Source organism: Streptomyces sp. AHA2 (assembly GCF_036857595.1).
In the GTDB taxonomy this organism is placed as follows: Bacteria; Actinomycetota; Actinomycetes; order Streptomycetales; family Streptomycetaceae; genus Streptomyces.
Map to the genome: position 1 here is coordinate 208,419 of NZ_JAUQWJ010000004.1, position 18,608 is coordinate 227,026.

Genomic DNA, 18,608 nt, shown 5'->3' on the forward strand with positions numbered 1-18,608 from the left:
TGCGGGGGCCCGGCACGGAACCGATCCGGCCGGAGGCGGCGTCTTGGGGGGCGTGCAGCGTCAAGGCTCCATCGGCGGCAGCGCCGCGTTCCGCATCCGGGTGACAGGGGGTGTCCTCCTCGTCGCACACCTGGCGTTCGTCGCCTGGTTCACGCTGCGGCCGCTGGACGTGCCCTGGGTGATGCCGGCCAATCTGCGGCCGTTCGACGGGGTCAGGGCCGATCTCACCCTGGGCTGGCCCGCGGCGGCCCGCAGCATCGGTGAGAAGCTGGCGCTGCTGGCGCCGCTGGGCGTGCTGCTGCCGCTGGTGGGCGGCAGGCTGACCGCATCCCCGCTGGCGTCCCTGCTGCGCACGGTCACGGCCGGTGCCCTGCTGTCGACGGTCATCGAGCTGCTGCAGACCGGCGTTCCCGGTCAGGTCGTCGACATCGACTCGCTGTTCCTGAATTCCGCGGGCATCGCCCTGACGCATCTCGCGCTGGTCCCGGCCGGGCGCTCCTGGCTGCGCCGCCACAGCGGTCGTCCCGGCCGCGCGGCCCCGGTCCCTCAGGAGCCGGCTCAGGGTCGGACCCCGACGATTCCCAGGGTCGGGATCGCTCCGTGGAGCGACGCTTTGCCCCCTTCGTCTCCGTAGCGTCGAAGCCAGATGGGGTACTCGGACGAGAGACCTCACGCCCCGACGCTGAAGGAGACGCACATGTCCCGCCTCGCCCGCCCCACCCACGGCCGCATGATCGCCGGAGTGTGCGCCGCACTGGCACGGCGCTTCGGCACGTCCGCGACGACGATGCGGGTGATCTTCCTGGTCTCGTGTCTGCTGCCCGGCCCCCAGTTCCTGCTCTACATCGCCCTGTGGATCCTCTTCCCCTCGGAGAGCAAGGTGCAGAGCAAGGCGCAGACGGCCTGGTGACGCCCGCCCGCGCGAACGCCGTCGGGGCGCACTCCCGTTGCGGGAGTGCGCCCCGACGGCATGTGGTGTCCGCCGCGGTGGGGGGTCAGCCGACCGGCACGCCGTTCACCGGCAGTCCGTGGGTGGGCAGGCCCTGCACCGGAAGTCCGCCGAGCAGCTTGGCGGCCGGGCCGGTCGGCCCCTCGGCGAGCAGCTGCTCGGCGACCGGCTGGGCGGCGGCGAGGCCGGCGCCGGCCGCCGTCTGCCCCTGGCCCAGCGCCTCGGCCGAGCCCGGCACCGTCTGGGAGAGCTGCTCCGCCGGGAGCGCCGCGGTGACGGTCTTCAGCGCCTTGGCGGTGTCGGGGAGGGAGGAGGCCGCGTGGGCGGCACCCGCACCGGTGGCGGCGAAGGCGGCACCCAGAGCGGCGACACCGAGGGACTTGGCAGCAGACTGCTTCATGAAATGCGTCCTCGAAACGGGATGACGGGGATGTGAGCGGTCCAGCGACGTTAAACACCCCGTACCGCCCGCCGCAAACATCGAAATGCGGACGGATTGTGAACACCGCGCCCCTCGGCGGAACCCCGATGACCCGCAATTCACTCCCCGGGGGAAGGAGAACCGCTGGTGGAGGCCGTCTGCCGGAACAGCCATTCGGATTTCAGCTCGGCATATCCGGGCTTGATGACGTCATTGATCATCGCCAGTCGTTCATCGAAAGGAATGAACGCTGATTTCATCGCATTGACGGAGAACCACTGCATGTCGTCGAGCGTGTAACCGAAGGCGTCGACAAGGTGCTCGAATTCCCGGCTCATGCTGGTGTGGGACATCAGGCGGTTGTCCGTGTTGACCGTGGCGCGGAAGTGCAGCCTGCGCAGCAGCCCGATGGGGTGCTCGGCGTAGGAGGAGGCCGCCCCCGTCTGGAGGTTGGAGCTCGGGCACAGCTCCAGCGGGATGCGCTTGTCCCGGACGTAGGAGGCCAGCCGTCCGAGTTCGACGCGGCCGTCCTCGTGGACCCGGATGTCGTCGATGATCCGCACCCCGTGCCCGAGCCGGTCGGCGCCGCACCATTGCAGCGCCTGCCAGATGCTGGGCAGCCCGAACGCCTCGCCGGCGTGGATGGTGAAGTGGTTGTTCTCGCGCTTGAGGTACTCGAAGGCGTCCAGGTGCCGGGTGGGCGGGTAGCCGGCCTCGGCACCGGCGATGTCGAAGCCGACGACGCCCAGGTCCCGGTAGCGGTTGGCCAGTTCGGCGATCTCCAGGGCGCGGGCCGCGTGCCGCATGGCGGTGAGCAGGGCGCCGACGCGGATGCGCGCGCCGTTCTCCCGGGCGCGCCGCTCGCCTTCCCGGAAGCCCTCGTTGACGGCCTCGACGACCTCCTCGAGGCTCAGCCCGCCCTCCAGGTGCTGCTCGGGGGCGTAGCGCACCTCTGCGTAGACGACGCCGTCCGCTGCGAGGTCCTCGGCGCACTCGGCGGCGACCCGCACCAGGGCGTCGCGCGTCTGCATGACGCCGACCGTGTGGGAGAAGGTCTCCAGGTACCGCTCCAGGGAACCGGAGTCGGCGGCCTCGCGGAACCAGAGGCCGAGCTTGTCCGGGTCGGTGTCGGGGAGCTGGGTGTATCCGGTGTCACGGGCGAGTTCCACGACCGTGGCGGGGCGCAGTCCGCCGTCGAGGTGGTCGTGCAGCAGAACCTTGGGCGCCCGCCGGATCTGGTCCGGTGTCGGGGTGTTCGCGATGGTCTGGCTCGTCATTTCCGCACTCTAACTCCTACGCGCGTAGAGGGCGCGTGCTCGTCGCTTTACGTTCTCGCCGATACGTAACGGTGACCCCGGGGACGGGTGGCGTACACCCACCCTTCTGACACTGTTCTGTCATGGCACACCAAGCGACGCCGGCTCGCAGGGCCCGGCTGGGAAGGGCACTGGGTCCGGAGCCGAAGGCGGTGGGCGGCGCGGTGCTGCTGCTGCCCGGGGGTGACGAGGTGTCCGGCCGCAGACCGTCCCCGTCGCCGGCGACCGCCTCCCTGCGCGCCCTCGGGCGCCGGCTGGCCCGCGCGGGCCGGGAGGACGGCCTCGCCGCGCACGTGGTGCACTACCGCCTGCGCGGCTGGAACGGCGACGAGGCCAACCTCGCGCAGGACGCCGCCTGGGCGGCGGACGAGGTGGTGCGGCGCTACGGGGACGTGCCCGTGTGCCTGGTGGGGCTCGGTATGGGCGGGCGGGCCGGGCTGCGGGCGGGCGGGCACGAGGCCGTCAACTCCGTGGTGGCGCTCGCCCCCTGGCTCCCGGCGGAGGACGGGGCGGCGCCACCCGAACCGGTGAAGCAGCTGGTGGGGCGCCAGGTGCTGATCGTGCACGGCACGAACGACGGGCGGACCGACCCCGAACTCTCGTTCCGGCTGGCGGCGCGGGCGAAGAAGGCGAACCGGGACGTGTGCCGGTTCGAAGTGCACGCCGACGGCCACGGGTTGACGCAGTACCGGGACGAAGTGCTGGCGCTGGCGGAGGACTTCGTGATGGGGGCGCTGTTCGGCAGGCCCGTGTCGCGGCCCGTGCGGGACGCGCTGGCCGCGCCGCCGCCGCTGGGCCTGCGGATGCCGCTGGCCGCGGGGTTCAGTCCTTCGCGGCGGTAGCGCCGTCCGGGCACCCGTGGCCGTCGGGCCGCGCGACGTCGTGGCCGGTCGCGCGCTCACGCGCGCCCTCAGGCCGGTAGCAGGCTGCCTCTTCTCGAGAGCAGGAACTTCTTGAAGGCCGCCACCGGGGGTGTGTCCGGGTGGCCCTCCAGCCAGGCCACGCCGATCTCGCGGACGGCTCTCGGAGCCGTGACCGTCAGTTCCACCACGCCCGGGCGGGGGACGGCCGGTGGGGGCAGCAGGGCGACCCCGAGACCGGCCGCCACCAGGCCCCTCAGTGTTTCCGCCTCCTCCCCCTCGAAGGCGATCCGCGGTGTGAAACCGGCCTCCTCGCACAGGTCGTCGGTGATGCGGCGCAGGCCGTAGCCGGGCTCCAGGGTGACGAACATCTCCTCCGCCGCCTCGGCCAGGCGGATGCGGCGGCGCCCGGCGAGGGCGTGGTCGGCGGGGACGACCAGGCGGAGCTTCTGCTCGTCCAGGCGGCGGGCCACCAGGTCGGGCGCGTCGGGCACCGGGGACGTCAGGCACAGGTCGAGTTCGCCCGCCCGGAGGCGTTCGAGCATGGCCTCGCCGTAGTTCTGGACGAGGCTGAAGCGGACCCGGGGGTGATCGGCGCGGAAGGCGTGCAGCAGGCCGGGGACCGTCTCGGCGCCCATGGTGTGCAGGAAACCGAAGGCGACCTTGCCGCCGGTGGGGTCGGCGTCGGCGCGGACCTCCTCGGCGGCCCGCTCGATCTCGGCCAGGGCGCGTTCCACGGAGGCGAGGAAGGTGCGGCCGGCCGGGGTGAGGGAGACCGTACGGCCGCGCCGGGCGAACAGGTCGACCCCCAGGTCCTGCTCCAGGCGGGCCATGGACCGGGACAGCGTCGACTGGGGGACGTCCATCTCCCGGGCGGCACGCGTGACGTGCTCGGTGCGGGCCACGCCGGCGAAGTACGCCAGGCGCGGTGCCAGCACCTTGGACATCCCGGCCATGTCTTCTGTGTCACTGGACGGTGACAGGCGCCGCCCTGAGCTCCGTTGATTCACCATGGGAACGATTATGGTCGTTCCGTGCATTGGACGGATCAGCGGCGTGGTCCGTACGTTCGAGGCATGTCTCCCGCCAGTACCGAGGCGTCCACCGTCGTGGGCGCCGATGCCGCCGTCCCTGTCACCGACTCGCGCATGGTCCCGGGTGGGCCCGGCTACCGCCGGATGAGCTTCGCCCTCTTCCTCGCCGGCGTCGCGACCTTCGCGCTGCTGTACTCGACCCAGGCCCTGCTCCCGCTGATCTCCGGGGAGTTCGGGGTGGCGGCGAGCGACGCGAGCTGGACGGTGGCGGCCGCGACGGGCGGACTGGCCCTGTTCGTCCTGCCGATGAGCGCCCTGTCGGAGCGCTTCGGCCGGCGTACGGTCATGACGGCCTCGCTGGCCGTGGCGGTGACCGTCGGCGTGCTGGTGCCCCTCGCCCCCTCCCTCGGTGCGCTCGTCGCGCTGCGGGCGCTGCAGGGCGCCGCCCTGGCGGGGCTGCCGGCGTCGGCGACCGCGTACCTCGCGGAGGAGGTCGGTCCCAGGGCCCTGGTGACCGCCATCGGGCTGTTCGTCGCGGGCAACAGCGTCGGCGGGATGAGCGGCCGGGTCATCACCGGCTGGGTGGCGCAGGAGTGGGGCTGGCGGATCGCCGTCGCGGTCATCGGCGGGATCGCCGTGGCGTGCGCGGTGGCCTTCCGGCTGCTGCTGCCCGCCCCGCGGCACTTCCGGGCCGGCTCCCTGCGCCCGCGCGTCCTGGCCCGCACCGTCCGCGACCACCTGTCGGACCCGTTGCTGCGCCGGCTGTACGCGATCGGCGCCCTGTTCATGACGGTGTTCGGCGGGGTCTACACGGTCATCGGCTACCGGCTGACCGAGGCGCCCTTCTCCCTGCCTCAGGGCATCATCGGCTCGATCTTCCTGGTGTACCTCGTCGGCACGGTCTCGGCGTCGACGGCCGGGCGCTTGGTGGGACGGCTGGGCCGCCGCGGCGCGCTGTACGCGGGCGGCGCCACGACGGCGGCGGGCCTGCTGCTGTCCCTGGCCGGGTCGCTCCCGCTGGTCCTGCTGGGCCTGGTCCTCATCACGGCGGGCTTCTTCGCGGGCCACGCGGTGGCGTCCTCGGCGGTGAGCAGGACGGCGACGCACGGCCGCGCCCAGGCCTCCGCGCTGTACCAGTCCGCGTACTACGTCGGCTCCAGCGCGGGCAGCACGGCCGGCGCGGCCGCCTTCCACGCCGGCGGCTGGGCGGGGACGGTCGGGGTCGGACTGCTGGCCGTGCTCGGCGTCGTGACGATCACGGTGCTCGGCACCCGGGCGGCCCGCACCGAGCGCCGCCTCGCCACGGCGGCGTGACGCCTCGGCGGACGGCTCCGCTTTGTCCGCGGTGGGTGTGAAGACGCCCAAGCGGACCGGAACCCCTGTGGATCATCTGCCCTGAGCTGCGCCTTCGCCCGCTCGGGGGGCCGTTGTCAGTGGGCTGCGGTAGCTTCCGAAGTGCTGGGGCGCGACGGCGCGCGAACAGAACGTCCACAGGGGTGGGTGGAGATGGCGAACAGCACGGCGGCACCGACGGACCTGGACACCAGGCTGGAGGCACACCGCACCGAGCTGACGGGGTACTGCTACCGGATGCTCGGCTCCTCCTTCGAGGCCGAGGACGCGGTGCAGGACACGATGGTCCGGGCCTGGCGCAGCTACGACAAGTTCGAGGGCCGCTCCAGCCTGCGCTCCTGGCTCTACCGCATCGCCACCAACGTGTGCCTGGACATGCTGACCGCGGGCAACAAGCGCGCCCGGCCCATGGACCTGACCGAGTCCACCCCGCTCGCCCGGGCGGCCCTCTCGCCCCGCCCGGACAACACCTGGCTGGAGCCCGTGCCCGACGCCCGTGTGCTGCCGGCGACCGACGACCCGGCGGAGGCGGCCGTGGCCAAGGAGTCCGTGCGGCTGGCGTTCATGGCCGCCCTGCAGCAGCTGCCCGCCAAGCAGCGGGCCGTGCTGATCCTGCGCGAGGTGCTGGCCTGGCGGGCGAGCGAGGTCGCCGAGCTGCTGGACACCTCCGTGGCGTCGGTGAACAGCGCCCTGCAGCGGGCCCGCGCCACCCTCGCCGAGCGGCGGCAGCCGGGCGCCGACGCGGCCGTCTCCGACCCGCTGGACGAGGACCAGCAGAAGCTGCTGGAGCGCTACATGGCGGCCTTCGAGGGCTACGACATGACGGCGCTGACCGCGCTGCTGCACGAGGACGCCATCATGACGATGCCGCCGTTCGACCTGTGGCTGACCGGCGCCGAGGACATCACGGGCTTCATGACCACCCTCGGGGCGCCCTGCGCGGGCTCCCGGCTGGTGCCGGTCCAGGTGAACGGCCTGCCGGGCTTCGCCCAGTACAAGCCGGACCCGGACAAGGGCGGCTTCACCCCGTGGGCCGTGCAGGTCCTGGAGATCTCAGACGGCCGGATCACCGGGTTCCACTGCTTCCTCGACACCCGGCGCTGGTTCCCCCTCTTCGACCTGCCCCTCCACCTCGAAGCGGAGGCCGACCAGGTCCAGCAGGGCGCATAGCGCCGGGTCCGGATCCCGCAGCCGTATCCGTCCTCCGGCGCGCCGGGCGGCCAACTGCAGGCGCGCCAGCAGGTCGACGGCGGCGAGGCCCGGTGGCCCGAGGCCGCCGACGTCGCACACCACGACCCGGGCACCGCCGTCCCGCAGCAGTGCCCGTACGTCGTCGCTCAGCCCCCTCACCTCGTCCCGGGTGGCGGGGCCGGGCAGTACGAGCACGGGCGGTGTCATGGCGTCCACGATCGGTAGACCGGGCAGGGCGCGGTAATTCATCGCGGCCGGTCTTCCCTCCTGCACGGCGGACCGCCCCTGCCGCGCCGCCGACATCACATTGACCTGGACGCGGCCTGCCCCGGAGGGTTGGCTGCATGCCGCACGCATCCGCCCCGCCCGCACCGACCGATGCCCGCCGCGCCGGTGAGGCGGTGCCGTGCAGGGGGTGCTGAGCGGGTTCGCGGTGATCGCCGTCGTCATCGGGGTCGGCTATCTGATCGGCCGCCGCGGTCATCTGGGCAGCGGCGGACGCGAGGTCCTGACGAAGCTGGCCTTCCACGTGGCGTCCCCGGCCCTGCTCTTCGCGACCCTGGCCCGGGCCGACCTGTCGGTGGTCTTCTCCGACCGGCTGCTCGTCACGGCCCTGAGCACGGCCGCCGTGGCGGGCGTCTTCGTGGCGGTCGGCGCCGTCCGGGGCTGGGGCGTGGGCCGGACGACGATCGGCGCGCTGTGCTCCAGCTACGTCAACTCCGGCAACCTCGGCATCCCGATCGCCGTGTACGTGCTGGGAGACGCGTCCCTGGTGGCGCCGGTGCTGCTGTTCCAGCTGGTCGGCGTCACCCCCGTCGCGCTCACCGTCCTGGACCTGGCCGGCGGCGGGCGCAAGCGGGCCCCTGTGGCAGCGGCTGCTCACTCCGCTGCGCAACCCCATCGCCCTGGGATCGCTGGCGGGTGTGGCGGTGTCGGCGTCCGGACTGCCGGTGCCGGGTCCGCTGATGGACCCCCTGACCCTCATCGGCAACATGTCGGTGCCGGCGGTCCTGCTGGCCTTCGGCATCTCCCTGCGCGGCAGCACACTGCCCCTGCGGGGCGCGGAACGGGCGCCGGTGCTCCTCGCCGTGGCACTCAAGGCGATCGTCCAGCCGCTGGTCGCCTGGGCCGTGGCAGTGGGCGTCTTCGGCCTGCACGGGGCCTCGCTGCTCGACGTGGTGGTGACGTCGGCGCTGCCCGCGGCCCAGAACCTGTTCACCTACGCGAGCAGCTACCGGGTGGGCGAGGTCCTGGCGAGGGAGGCGATCCTGCTGTCGACGGTGGCGGCGGTGCCGGTCCTGGTGGTGGTGGCGGCGGTGCTGGGCTGACGGGCCGGCGGCCGGCCGCCGGGAGCGGGAAACGGGACCGGTGGGGTCCACCGGTCCCGTTCCCACCCGGACGGGCGGCCCGCCCGGTCAGGCGATGCGCTCCAGGACCACCGGGGACGCGGTGAAGTCCGTGCCGGGGGCCGCCACGTCGTAGCAGCCCTCGATCGCCTGGAGGGCGTAGTCGAAGCGCTCGGGCGTGTCCGTGTGGAGGGTCAGCAGCGGCCGGCCCTCGGTCACCGTGTCACCCGGCTTGGCGTGCATCTCGACGCCCGCGCCCGCCTGCACCGGGTCCTCCTTGCGGGCGCGGCCCGCACCGAGGCGCCAGGCGGCGACGCCGATGTCGTAGGCGTCGAGGCGGGTGAGGACACCCGAGGCCGGGGCCTTGATCACGTGCTGCTCGCGGGCCACCGGCAGGGCCGCGTCCGGGTCCCCGCCCTGGGCCGCGATCATGCGCCGCCAGACGTCCATCGCCGAGCCGTCGGCCAGGGCCTTCGCCGGGTCGGCGTCCTTCACACCCGCCGCGTCGAGCATCTCGCGGGCCAGGGCGATCGTCAGCTCGACCACGTCCGAGGGGCCGCCGCCGGCCAGGACCTCGACCGACTCGCGGACCTCCAGGGCGTTGCCTGCGGTGAGACCGAGCGGGGTCGACATGTCGGTGAGGAGCGCGACCGTCCGCACCCCGTGGTCGGTGCCCAGGCCGACCATCGTGGAGGCCAGTTCGCGGGCGTCCTCGATGGTCTTCATGAAGGCGCCGGTGCCGACCTTCACGTCCAGCACCAGCGAGCCCGTGCCCTCGGCGATCTTCTTCGACATGATCGAGGACGCGATCAGCGGGATCGCCTCGACGGTGCCGGTGACGTCGCGCAGCGCGTAGAGCTTCTTGTCGGCGGGGGCGAGGCCGTCACCGGCGGCGCAGATCACCGCGCCGGTGGTGTCGAGGACGTCCAGCATCTCCTCGTTGGACAGCAGCGCGCGCCAGCCGGGGATCGACTCCAGCTTGTCCAGGGTGCCGCCGGTGTGGCCGAGGCCGCGGCCCGACAGCTGCGGCACGGCCGCGCCGCAGGCGGCGACCAGCGGGGCCAGCGGAAGGGTGATCTTGTCGCCGACGCCGCCCGTGGAGTGCTTGTCGGCGGTCGGGCGGGACAGGGACGAGAAGTCCATGCGCTCGCCGGAGGCGATCATCGCGGCGGTCCAGCGGGCGATCTCGCGTCGGTTCATGCCGTTGAGCAGGATCGCCATGGCGAGCGCGGACATCTGCTCGTCGGCGACCTCCCCGCGGGTGTACGCGTCGATGACCCAGTCGATCTGCTCGTCGCTGAGCTCGCCGCGGTCCCGCTTGGTGCGGATGACGGAGATGACGTCCATGGCCATGGCTTGGCTTCCTTCCGAGGGTTGCAGAAACCGCACGGCCCCCCTGAGCCGGTCGCTTGGGCAACTCAGGGGGGCCGGGCGGGTGTTACTTGGCGAGGTGGTCCGGGCCGAAGGCCTGGGGCAGCATGCGGGACAGCGGCAGGATGCCCTCCGGGGTCTCCAGCAGCAGGTCCGGGCCGCCGAACTCGTGGAGCAGCTGGCGGCAGCGTCCGCACGGCACCAGGGTGGCGCCGTCGCGGTCGACGCAGGTGAAGTGCGTCAGCCGGCCGCCACCGGTGTTGTGCAGCTCCGAGACCAGGCCGCACTCGGCGCACAGACCCAGCCCGTACGAGGCGTTCTCGACGTTGCAGCCGGAGATGATCCGGCCGTCGTCGACCAGGGCCGCCACACCGACCGGGTAGCCGGAGTAGGGGGCGTACGCCCGGGACATGGCGTCCCGGGCCACCGTGCGCAGCTTCTCCCAGTCGACGGCGGGGCCGGACCCGGCGGTCACTTGCCCTGCCCCTTCCGGTAGGGCAGTCCGTCCGCCTTCGGCATCCGCAGCCGCTGCGCGGACAGCGCGAGGACGACCAGGGTGATGACGTACGGCGTGGCGGAGACGACCTGGTTCGGGACCTCGTCGGTGGTGGCGTACCAGGCGAACACCAGGGCGGCGACCACCGCGGTGACGACCGCCGGGACGTACTTCTTGCGGATCACCAGCCAGATCACGCCGATGATCAGCAGCAGCGCGCCGAGCAGCAGCAGGGCGTGCACGTTGGCGGAGCCGCCGCGCAGGTTGAGGCTGTCGGTGTAGCCGAACAGGCCGGCGCCGAGGGCGAGGCCGCCCGGCATCCAGTTGCCGAAGATCATCGCCGCGAGGCCGATGAAGCCGCGGCCGCTGACCTGGCCCTCCAGGTAGAAGGGGTTGGCCACGATGGACAGGAAGACACCGCCGAGGCCGGCCAGACCGCCGGAGATGACGACGGCGATGTACTTGTACTTGTAGACGTTTACGCCGAGGGACTCGGCGGCCACCGGGTTCTCGCCGCAGGAGCGCAGCCGCAGGCCGAAGGCCGTGCGCCACAGGACCCACCAGGTGCCGGGGATCAGCGCGACGGCGATCAGGGTCAGCCAGGAGACGTTGGTGACCAGGCCGCCGAGCAGGCCGGCGATGTCGGAGACGAAGAACCAGCCCTGGTTGTTGAGGTCGCGCAGGGCGTCGGACAGTCCCGGCACCGTGAAGTGGCCGAGGGACTCCACCGCCGGGGACTGCTTGGCCGAGCCGCCGGTGTGGCCCTCGAAGGCGAGGGGCGCCAGGTAGCGGGTGGCGCCGAGGGCGAGGATGTTGATGGCCACACCGGAGACGATGTGGTTGACGTTGAAGGTGACGGTGACGAAGGCGTGCAGCAGGCCGCCGATCGCGCCGCCGAGGATGCCGACCAGGACACCGGTCCACGGGCCCCACTGGAATCCGGCCCAGGCGCCGAACCAGGTGCCGAGGATCATCATGCCCTCGAGGCCGATGTTGACCACGCCCGCGCGCTCGGCCCACAGGCCGCCGAGACCGGCCAGGCCGATCGGCACGGCGAGCTGGAGCGCGGTGGACATCTGGCTGACGTTGGTGATGCCGTCGGCGCCGGTGATCAGGCGGACGATCGAGGTGAGCGCCAGGCCGCCGGCGATGATCAGCAGCAGGACGGGCCACGACAGGCGGCGGCCGGTCGGCGCCGCGGGCTGCAGCGTGGGCTGGTTGACGTCGGTCGCGGTTGTCATCGGCCAGCCACCTCCTTCGTGTTCTGGGCGCCGAGGACGTGGCCCGCGGCGAGTTCGGCGCCGACGCGGCGCTGCTGGCGGCGCAGGCCCCATTCGCGGACGGCCTCGTAGGAGACGACGACGGAGAGGACGATCAGGCCCTGCATGATGACCGCGATCTCCTTGTCGTAGCCGTGGAAGTCCAGCTCGGGCGAGGCCTTGTCGAGCCAGGCCCACAGCAGGGCGGCGAAGGCGATGCCGACGGGGCTGTTGCGGCCGAGCAGGGCGATGCCGATGCCGAGGAAGCCGATGCCGGTGGGGAAGTTCAGGCTGTAGGTGTGGGTGTCACCGAGCAGGATGGGCAGGCCGGCCAGGCCCGCGATGCCGCCGGAGATCAGCATGGCGCTGAGCACCATGCGCTTGGGGTCCACACCGCTGGCCGCGGCGGCGGTCTGCGAGGCGCCGGAGGCGCGCAGGTCGAAGCCGAAACGGGTGCGGTTGAGGACGACCCAGTAGCCGATGCCGAGCAGCACGGCGAGCAGGACCAGGCCGTAGATCTCGCCGGCGTCGCCCATCGGGATGCCGGGGATCCAGCCGGACTCGTGCATCTCGCCGGTGGTGTTGTTGTTGCCGACCTTCACGCCGAAGACGTCCGGCAGCCACAGGTAGGCGATCACGGAGGTGGCGATCGCGTTGAGCATGATCGTGGCGACGACCTCGCTGACGCCGCGGGTGACCTTGAGGACACCGGCGATGCCGGACCAGAAGGCGCCGGTGAGGACGGCGGTCAGGAGCAGCAGCGGGATCTGCAGGGCGGCGGGCAGGTTCATGTGCGCGCCGACGACGGCGGCCATCATCGCGCCGAGCTGGTACTGGCCGTCGACACCGATGTTGAACAGGTTCATCCGGAAGCCGATGGCCACCGCCAGGGCCGCGATGTAGTACATCGAGGCCTGGTTGATGATCAGCACCTGGATGTCCGAGAAGCCGATCTGTTCGAACATCAGGGCGAAGGGCTCGACGGGGTTCTTGCCCGACGCGATCAGCACGATCGCGCTCAGGACGAAGGCCACGGCGAGCGCGATGACCGGCCCGGCCACCGCGAGGAGCACGCGCTCCTTGTCGAACTTTTTCATCAGCGGGCCTCGTCTTCCGGAGACTCGGGGGCGTCTGCCTTCGAGGTCTCGGGGGTCTCGTCGTGCTCGAGGTGCCCGGTGGCGGCACCGGTCATGGCCGAGCCGAGCTCCTCGGGGGTGATGGTGGCCGGGTCGGCGTCCGCGACCAGCTTGCCGTTGTAGATCACGCGCAGCGTGTCGGACAGGCCGATCAGCTCGTCCAGGTCGGCGGAGATCAGCAGCACGGCCAGGCCCTCGCGGCGGGCCTCGCGGATGTGGTCCCAGATGGCGGCCTGCGCGCCGACGTCCACGCCGCGGGTGGGGTGGGCGGCGATGAGGAAGCGCGGCTTGTGGCTCATCTCGCGGCCGACGATCAGCTTCTGCTGGTTGCCGCCGGACAGCGAGGCGGCCGTGACGTCGATGCCGGGGGTGCGGACGTCGTACGCCTCGACGATGCGGCGCGTGTCCTCCTGGGCGGCCTTCGGGTCCAGCCAGACGCCCTTGGCGAGGGGCTTCTCCGTGACGTGGCCGAGGATGCGGTTCTCCCAGAGGGGGGCCTCCAGGAGCAGGCCGTGGCGGTGCCGGTCCTCGGGGATGTAGCCGATGCCCTGCTCGCGGCGCTTGCGGGTGGGCCAGGCGGTGATCTCCTCGTCGGCCAGCCGGATGGTGCCGGCCTCGGGGGACCGCAGGCCGATGAGGGCGTCGACCAGTTCGGTCTGGCCGTTGCCCTCGACACCGGCGATGCCGAGGACCTCGCCCGCGTGGATGGTGAAGCTGATGTCGTCCAGGAGGGCCTTGCCGCCGGGGGCGGTCAGGCGCACGGAGTCGACGCTGATGACGGGGCGGTCGGTGACCGTGGACTCGGCCGTCTCGGGCGTGGGCAGTTCGCTGCCGACCATCATCTCCGCGAGCTGGCGGGGCGTGGTCCGGCTGGGGACGGCCGTGCCGACGGTGGTGCCGCGGCGGATGACGGTGATCTCGTCGGCGACGGAGAGGACCTCGCCGAGCTTGTGCGAGATGAAGATGACCGACAGGCCCTCGGACTTCAGTTCGCGCAGGTTGGCGAAGAGGGCGTCGACCTCCTGCGGGACGAGGACCGCGGTCGGCTCGTCGAGGATGAGGGTGGTCGCACCGCGGTAGAGGACCTTGAGGATCTCCACGCGCTGGCGGGCGGCGACACCGAGCTCCTCGACCATCAGGTCGGGCTCGACGCCGAGACCGTAGCGGTCGGAGAGCTCCTTGATCTTGCGGCGGGCCTTGGCGCCGATGCCGTAGAGCTTCTCGCTGCCGAGCGCCACGTTCTCCAGGACCGTGAGGTTGTCGGCGAGCATGAAGTGCTGGTGGACCATGCCGATGCCGCGGGCGATGGCGTCGGCCGGCGACGAGAAGCTGACCTGCTGCCCGTCGACGGCGATGGTGCCCTCGTCCGGCTTCTGCATGCCGTAGAGGATCTTCATGAGCGTCGACTTGCCGGCGCCGTTCTCGCCGACGAGGGCGTGCACGGTGCCCTTGCGGACGCTGAGGTGGATGTCGTGGTTGGCCACGACACCGGGGAAACGCTTGGTGATCCCGGCGAGCTCGACGGCGGTCACCGATTCGTTGACCGCCGCTCCGGCCGGAGGGCTGCTGGACGCGTTGATGGCGCACTCTCCTGGGGACGGGGGCCGTCTACGCGCGTAGCGCCCCTACGGCATGCAAAGGGGTCGGCGCCCCGCGGTGACGGGGCACGAGGAGCGGCCTCCCCGTACCCCGTCGAGCGGACGCAACCCCCGGGGGTTACCGCCTGCTTCGAGGCAGTCGCTCGTCAGCTGCTCTTGACCTTGATCTCGCCGCTGATGATCTTCTCCTTGGCCGTCTTGATGGCTGCCTGGAGCTCGGCGTCGTCCGCGAACTTCGGGTTGGAGTTCGACAGGCCCACCTCGCCGGTCTTCAGATCGCCACGAACGATACCGGTCTCGGGCTTGCCGTCCTCGACCGACTTCGCCAGGTTGTACACCGCCTTGGCGACGTCCTTCATCGCCGAGGTCAGGATCGAGTCCTTGTACTTGGCGAGGGCTTCCTGCTGGTACTGGTCGGAGTCGACACCGATGGCCCACACCTTGTTGGCGGCGGCGGCCTCGATGACGCCCTGACCGGACAGGCCGGCGGCCGCGTAGACCACGTCGGCCTTCTTCTCGATCTGGCCCTCGGCGGCGGTCTTGCCCTTGTCGGGGCTGGAGAAGCCGCCCTCCTCCGCGGTCTGGGTGAGGTACTGCGAAAGGACCTTGACCTTCGGGTTCGTGTCCTTGACGCCCTGCTCGAAGCCGGCCTGGAACTTGTGGATCAGCGGGATGTCCACGCCGCCCACGAAGCCCACGACGTTGGACTTGGTGCTCTTGGCTGCGGCGACACCGGCCAGGTAGGAGGCCTGCTCCTCGCTGAAGACCAGGTCGGCGACGTTCTTGGCGTTGATGGTGGCGTCGTCGACGATGCCGAAGGTGGTGTCCGGGAACTTCTCGGAGGCACCCTTGATGGCCGAGGCGTACGCGTAGCCCACGCCGATGACCGGGTTGTAGCCCTGCTTGGCCAGGGACGCCAGGCGCTGCTCCTTGTCGGCGTCCGTCTCGCCCTCGGTGGGCTCCAGGTCGGCCGTCTTGTAGCCGAACTCCTTCTTCGCCTGCTCCAGGCCCGCGAAGGCGGCGTCGTTGAAGGACTGGTCGCCCTTGCCACCGACGTCGTAGGCGATGGCGAGGCCCTTGTCGCCGCCCTTCGACTCCGAGGACCCGGAGGTCGAGGTGCCGCCGCAGGCGGAGAGCGCGAGGGCCAGGGAGGCGGTCGCTGCGCCTGCGACCGTGATCCGGGAAATCCGGCGCATGTGTGGGTGCTCCTGTCGTACAACCGAGGTCGCACAGCGCCGGGACGGTTCAGCTTCAGCGCTGGCTTCGCCGCAGATTAACGCGCGTAGACCTGCCTGAAAACCCCTTCTGTCCACCTTGTTATCCGCCCGTGGCCAAGCGCTCACCGGGCCCCGGTCCCGGTGTTGCCGACCGCAAACGGGAGGTGGCGCTGGGTGATCCGGCGCCCGGTTTCCACGGCCCTGGCCCCCGGCGCCACGCGAAGCGGGCGGGCACCAGGGGTGCCCGCCCGCTCGCTGCTGTTCCTACGGCGTCGTCACTCGGTGTCGACCTTGATGGAGCCGTCGTCGATGCCCTCCTTGGCCTTGGCCACGGCGTCCTTCAGGCCCGGGATCTTCGCGTACTCCGGGTTGGCCTCCGACAGGCCCACGCCGTTGACCTTCAGGTCGAAGGTCTGGGTGCCGGTCAGCGGCTTGCCGTCCTGGACCGACTTGGACAGCGTGTAGACCGCACCGCCGACGTCCTTGAGCGCGGAGGTCAGGATGTAGTTCTTGTACGGCGCGAGCGCGGCCTGCTTGTACTGGTCGGAGTCGACGCCGATCGCCCAGACCTTCGCCTTGGCGGCGGCCTCGATCACGCCCTGGCCGGACAGGCCGGCCGCGGCGTACAGCACGTCGGCCTTCTTCTCGATCTGGCCCTCGGCGGCGGCCTTGCCCTTGTCGGGGCTGGAGAAGCCGCCCTCCTCCGCCGTCTGCGTCAGGTACTGCGACAGGACCTTCACCTTGGGGTCGGTGTCCTGCACGCCCTGCTTGTAGCCGGCCTCGAACTTGTGGATCAGGGGGACGTCGACGCCGCCGATGAAGCCGACGGTGCCGGACTTCGTCGCCTTGGCCGCCGCGACGCCGGCGAGGTAGGAGGCCTGCTCCTCGGCGAAGACGAGCGAGGCCACGTTCTTGCCCTCGACGACCGAGTCCACGATGCCGAAGGTGGTCTTCGGGTACTTGGCGGCCACCGCCTTCATCGCCGGGCCGTAGGCGAAGCCCACGCCGATGACGGGGTTGTAGCCCTGCTTGGCCAGCGACGCCAGGCGCTGCTCCTTGTCGGCGTCCGTCTCGCCCTCGGTGGGCTCGATGTCGGCCGTCTTGTAGCCGAACTCGTCCTTGGCCTTCGTCAGGCCGGCGAAGGCGGCGTCGTTGAAGGACTGGTCGCCCTTGCCGCCGACGTCGTAGGCGATGGCCACACCGCGGTCGTTGCTGCCGCTGTCGTTGCTGTCACTGCTGGTGCCGCCACAGGCCGTGGCGACCAGCCCGAGCGACGCGACCCCCACCGCGACCCGGGCCATCCTGGAAATCCGACGCATCTGAAGTTCCCCATTCTCCAAAGCCCCGCAGTGGGTGCTCGGTTCGGCGCACATTAACGCGCGTAGACACTCCTGGGAACGGTTCGCCGCGGGGCCGTTATCCATTCGTGCCGATGGCCGGTTACGCCCTTGTGAACCACGGGATCGAACGGGGTCGAAAGGTGTACTCGGGCACACGGCGCATGCCTGCTCGTCACGGGCACCAGGCTGCCCCCGGGTTGCGCGGGACGCAACCCGGGGGCTTTGTCGGGGGTGAGGGGCCGCTGATCGTCGTCCGCGGCGCCGTCGTGGCTGGTCGCGCAGTTCCCCGCGCCCCCGAGGGGCGCCCAAGGGCGGACGTCAGCGCAGGCCGTCGACCAGGGCCGCCGCCGTGAACAGCTCCACGCCCACCGTGATCGCCGACTCGTCGACGTCGAAGTCGCCCTGGTGCAGGTCGCGGACGTGGCGCTCGCCCGGGGTGCGCACGCCCAGACGGGCCATCGCGCCGGGCACGTGCTCCAGGTACCAGGAGAAGTCCTCGCCGCCGAGGCTCTGCTCGGTGCCCTCGACGGACTCGACCCCGCGCCGGGCGATCATGGCCTCGCGCAGCAGCTCGGTCACGCCCGGCTCGTTCACCACGGGCGGGACGCCGCGCACGTAGTTGATCTCCGACTTGGCGCGGTGCAGGTTGGCGACCTCGTCGATCGCGGCCACCACCACGTCGGGGGCCTGCCGCCACGCGTCGAGGTCGAGGCACCGGACCGTGCCGGAGAGCTCGGCGTGCTGCGGGATCACGTTCGGGGCGTGACCCGACTCGATGCGGCCCCAGGTGATCGCGAGCCCGCTGCGGGTGTCGAAGCGCCGTCCGACCAGGGCAGGGACGTCGGTGACCACGCGGGCCGCCGCGGTGACCAGGTCGGTCGTCAGGTGTGGGCGGGCGGTGTGGCCGCCGGGGCCGTCCAGGCCGATCTCCAGCCGGTCGCAGGCGGAGGTGATGGGCCCCTCGCGCAGCCCGATCCTGCCCGCGTCGACCCGGGGGTCGCAGTGGACGGCGATGATCGCGCCGACCCCTTCCAGCGCACCGCACTTGATGGCGTCGGCGGCACCGCCGGGCAGCACCTCCTCGGCCGGCTGGAAGATCAGCCGGACGGGGCGCGGCAGCTGTCCCCGCCGGTGCAGGTCGGCTAGGACGAGACCGGCGCCGAGGACGACGGTGGTGTGCACGTCGTGGCCGCAGGCGTGGGCGCGGTCGGGCACGGTGGAGCGGTACGGGCAGTCCGCCTTCATGTCCGGGATGGGCAGGCCGTCGATGTCGGCGCGCAGGGCGAGCATGCTGGGCCCGCCCTCCCACTGCTCGCCCTCCAGGCCGATGTCACAGACGAGTCCCGTCCCCACGGGGAGGACGCGTGGCTTGAGGCCGGCCCGCTCCAGCCGCTCCTTGATCGCGGCGGTGGTGCGGAACTCCTGGTTGCCCAGCTCGGGGTGCATGTGCAGGTCGCGCCGGAACGCGATGAGCTCGGCGCGCAGAGCGTCGGGCAACGCGCCGGGGAGCTCGGCTCCCCCGGGAAGATCGACCTCGGACTCCAGTGACATCAATTGCTTCACCCTTTGAAGGGTAGGGCGCCAGGGCGGTCGACTGACCCTCGATCACGAAAACTTCAACCCGTTAGGGGAGGAAGATATGACCGCCGGACGCATAGGTATCAAGTGAGATGGGTAACCTGCCTGCCTTTTGGGCCCCGCGGGTGCACCGCATCCCTCGG

Annotated in this window: 17 protein-coding genes and 1 pseudogene; 6 read left to right on the forward strand and 12 right to left on the reverse strand. The window is 71.6% G+C overall.

Going from position 1 to position 18,608, the window contains the following annotated elements:
- Positions 1-52: 52 nt before the first annotated feature.
- Together Q5694_RS11415 and Q5694_RS11420 are read left to right on the forward strand one after the other, a co-directional pair.
- Positions 53-634: a VanZ family protein gene (locus Q5694_RS11415; RefSeq protein WP_333932537.1), complete on the forward strand. Its 582-nt coding sequence runs from the start codon at positions 53-55 to the stop codon at positions 632-634.
- Between the two features lie 63 nt (positions 635-697).
- A complete protein-coding gene (locus Q5694_RS11420) occupies positions 698-910 on the forward strand; it encodes a PspC domain-containing protein (RefSeq protein ID WP_333932538.1) in 213 nt (70 codons plus the stop codon).
- An 85-nt stretch (positions 911-995) separates the two neighbouring features.
- On the opposite strand, the gene Q5694_RS11425 is transcribed toward Q5694_RS11420, so the two are convergent.
- The gene (locus tag Q5694_RS11425; RefSeq protein ID WP_333932539.1) at positions 996-1,349 is read right to left on the reverse strand and encodes an ATP-binding protein; all 354 of its coding nucleotides are present in this window, start codon (positions 1,347-1,349) and stop codon (positions 996-998) included.
- 140 nt (positions 1,350-1,489) lie between these two features.
- The gene (locus Q5694_RS11430) at positions 1,490-2,647 is read right to left on the reverse strand and encodes an adenosine deaminase (RefSeq protein WP_333932540.1); all 1,158 of its coding nucleotides are present in this window, start codon (positions 2,645-2,647) and stop codon (positions 1,490-1,492) included.
- A 122-nt stretch (positions 2,648-2,769) separates the two neighbouring features.
- Between Q5694_RS11430 and Q5694_RS11435 the strand changes: the two genes are divergently transcribed.
- The gene (locus tag Q5694_RS11435; RefSeq protein WP_333932541.1) at positions 2,770-3,528 is read left to right on the forward strand and encodes an alpha/beta hydrolase; all 759 of its coding nucleotides are present in this window, start codon (positions 2,770-2,772) and stop codon (positions 3,526-3,528) included.
- A 68-nt stretch (positions 3,529-3,596) separates the two neighbouring features.
- Here Q5694_RS11435 and Q5694_RS11440 read toward each other — a convergent pair whose 3' ends face one another.
- Positions 3,597-4,559 carry a LysR family transcriptional regulator gene (locus Q5694_RS11440; RefSeq protein ID WP_333932542.1) on the reverse strand — a complete coding sequence of 321 codons (963 nt, stop codon included), beginning with the start codon at positions 4,557-4,559 and terminating at the stop codon, positions 3,597-3,599.
- A gap of 63 nt (positions 4,560-4,622) precedes the next feature.
- Here Q5694_RS11440 and Q5694_RS11445 point away from each other — a divergent pair, with 63 nt between their 5' ends.
- Both Q5694_RS11445 and Q5694_RS11450 read left to right on the forward strand, forming a co-directional pair.
- On the forward strand, positions 4,623-5,894 hold the full coding sequence (locus Q5694_RS11445; RefSeq protein ID WP_333932543.1) for an MFS transporter: 1,272 nt from the start codon (positions 4,623-4,625) through the stop codon (positions 5,892-5,894).
- A gap of 192 nt (positions 5,895-6,086) precedes the next feature.
- Complete coding sequence (locus Q5694_RS11450) at positions 6,087-7,103, forward strand: sigma-70 family RNA polymerase sigma factor (RefSeq protein ID WP_333932544.1); 1,017 nt, start codon at positions 6,087-6,089, stop codon at positions 7,101-7,103.
- Here Q5694_RS11450 and Q5694_RS11455 read toward each other — a convergent pair.
- Positions 6,987-7,373 carry an STAS domain-containing protein gene (locus Q5694_RS11455; protein WP_333932932.1) on the reverse strand — a complete coding sequence of 129 codons (387 nt, stop codon included), beginning with the start codon at positions 7,371-7,373 and terminating at the stop codon, positions 6,987-6,989. The two genes, Q5694_RS11450 and Q5694_RS11455, sit on opposite strands and share 117 nt — an antisense overlap.
- A gap of 157 nt (positions 7,374-7,530) precedes the next feature.
- On the opposite strand from Q5694_RS11455, the pseudogene Q5694_RS11460 reads away from it, so the two are divergent.
- Positions 7,531-8,452 (forward strand): annotated as a pseudogene (locus tag Q5694_RS11460) (AEC family transporter).
- An 87-nt stretch (positions 8,453-8,539) separates the two neighbouring features.
- Here the strand turns inward: Q5694_RS11460 and Q5694_RS11465 are convergent.
- The 8 genes from Q5694_RS11465 to Q5694_RS11500 form a co-directional block, all read right to left on the reverse strand.
- Positions 8,540-9,823, reverse strand: a complete 1,284-nt coding sequence (locus tag Q5694_RS11465) for a thymidine phosphorylase (RefSeq protein WP_333932546.1) — start codon at positions 9,821-9,823, stop codon at positions 8,540-8,542.
- Between the two features lie 85 nt (positions 9,824-9,908).
- Complete coding sequence (locus Q5694_RS11470) at positions 9,909-10,316, reverse strand: cytidine deaminase (RefSeq protein ID WP_333932547.1); 408 nt, start codon at positions 10,314-10,316, stop codon at positions 9,909-9,911.
- Positions 10,313-11,578, reverse strand: a complete 1,266-nt coding sequence (locus Q5694_RS11475; protein ID WP_333932548.1) for an ABC transporter permease — start codon at positions 11,576-11,578, stop codon at positions 10,313-10,315. Before Q5694_RS11475 ends, Q5694_RS11470 begins: the two co-directional genes overlap by 4 nt.
- Positions 11,575-12,693, reverse strand: coding sequence for an ABC transporter permease (locus tag Q5694_RS11480; RefSeq protein ID WP_333932549.1), 1,119 nt, complete (start codon positions 12,691-12,693; stop codon positions 11,575-11,577). Before Q5694_RS11480 ends, Q5694_RS11475 begins: the two co-directional genes overlap by 4 nt.
- Positions 12,693-14,264 (reverse strand): ABC transporter ATP-binding protein, encoded by a 1,572-nt coding sequence (locus tag Q5694_RS11485; RefSeq protein ID WP_333932550.1) that lies wholly within the window; start codon positions 14,262-14,264, stop codon positions 12,693-12,695. The genes Q5694_RS11480 and Q5694_RS11485 overlap by 1 nt, the downstream gene beginning before the upstream one ends.
- A 212-nt stretch (positions 14,265-14,476) precedes the next feature.
- Complete coding sequence (locus Q5694_RS11490) at positions 14,477-15,526, reverse strand: BMP family lipoprotein (protein WP_333932551.1); 1,050 nt, start codon at positions 15,524-15,526, stop codon at positions 14,477-14,479.
- 296 nt (positions 15,527-15,822) lie between these two features.
- Positions 15,823-16,866: a BMP family lipoprotein gene (locus tag Q5694_RS11495; RefSeq protein ID WP_333932552.1), complete on the reverse strand. Its 1,044-nt coding sequence runs from the start codon at positions 16,864-16,866 to the stop codon at positions 15,823-15,825.
- A 339-nt stretch (positions 16,867-17,205) separates the two neighbouring features.
- On the reverse strand, positions 17,206-18,438 hold the full coding sequence (locus tag Q5694_RS11500; RefSeq protein WP_333932934.1) for a M20 family metallopeptidase: 1,233 nt from the start codon (positions 18,436-18,438) through the stop codon (positions 17,206-17,208).
- Positions 18,439-18,608 lie beyond the last annotated feature (170 nt).

Bases quoted from the DNA above. Each gene is read 5' to 3' on its own strand.
- Q5694_RS11490 (WP_333932551.1), bottom strand. From the start codon at position 15,526: ATGCGCCGGATTTCCCGGATCACGGTCGCAGGCGCAGCGACCGCCTCC.
- Q5694_RS11500 (WP_333932934.1), bottom strand. From the start codon at position 18,438: ATGTCACTGGAGTCCGAGGTCGATCTTCCCGGGGGAGCCGAGCTCCCC.
- Q5694_RS11440 (WP_333932542.1), bottom strand. From the start codon at position 4,559: ATGGTGAATCAACGGAGCTCAGGGCGGCGCCTGTCACCGTCCAGTGAC.
- Q5694_RS11445 (WP_333932543.1), top strand. From the start codon at position 4,623: ATGTCTCCCGCCAGTACCGAGGCGTCCACCGTCGTGGGCGCCGATGCC.
- Q5694_RS11475 (WP_333932548.1), bottom strand. From the start codon at position 11,578: ATGACAACCGCGACCGACGTCAACCAGCCCACGCTGCAGCCCGCGGCG.
- Q5694_RS11455 (WP_333932932.1), bottom strand. From the start codon at position 7,373: ATGAATTACCGCGCCCTGCCCGGTCTACCGATCGTGGACGCCATGACA.
- Q5694_RS11425 (WP_333932539.1), bottom strand. From the start codon at position 1,349: ATGAAGCAGTCTGCTGCCAAGTCCCTCGGTGTCGCCGCTCTGGGTGCC.
- Q5694_RS11450 (WP_333932544.1), top strand. From the start codon at position 6,087: ATGGCGAACAGCACGGCGGCACCGACGGACCTGGACACCAGGCTGGAG.
- Q5694_RS11480 (WP_333932549.1), bottom strand. From the start codon at position 12,693: ATGAAAAAGTTCGACAAGGAGCGCGTGCTCCTCGCGGTGGCCGGGCCG.
- Q5694_RS11430 (WP_333932540.1), bottom strand. From the start codon at position 2,647: ATGACGAGCCAGACCATCGCGAACACCCCGACACCGGACCAGATCCGG.
- Q5694_RS11465 (WP_333932546.1), bottom strand. From the start codon at position 9,823: ATGGCCATGGACGTCATCTCCGTCATCCGCACCAAGCGGGACCGCGGC.
- Q5694_RS11435 (WP_333932541.1), top strand. From the start codon at position 2,770: ATGGCACACCAAGCGACGCCGGCTCGCAGGGCCCGGCTGGGAAGGGCA.
- Q5694_RS11420 (WP_333932538.1), top strand. From the start codon at position 698: ATGTCCCGCCTCGCCCGCCCCACCCACGGCCGCATGATCGCCGGAGTG.
- Q5694_RS11495 (WP_333932552.1), bottom strand. From the start codon at position 16,866: ATGCGTCGGATTTCCAGGATGGCCCGGGTCGCGGTGGGGGTCGCGTCG.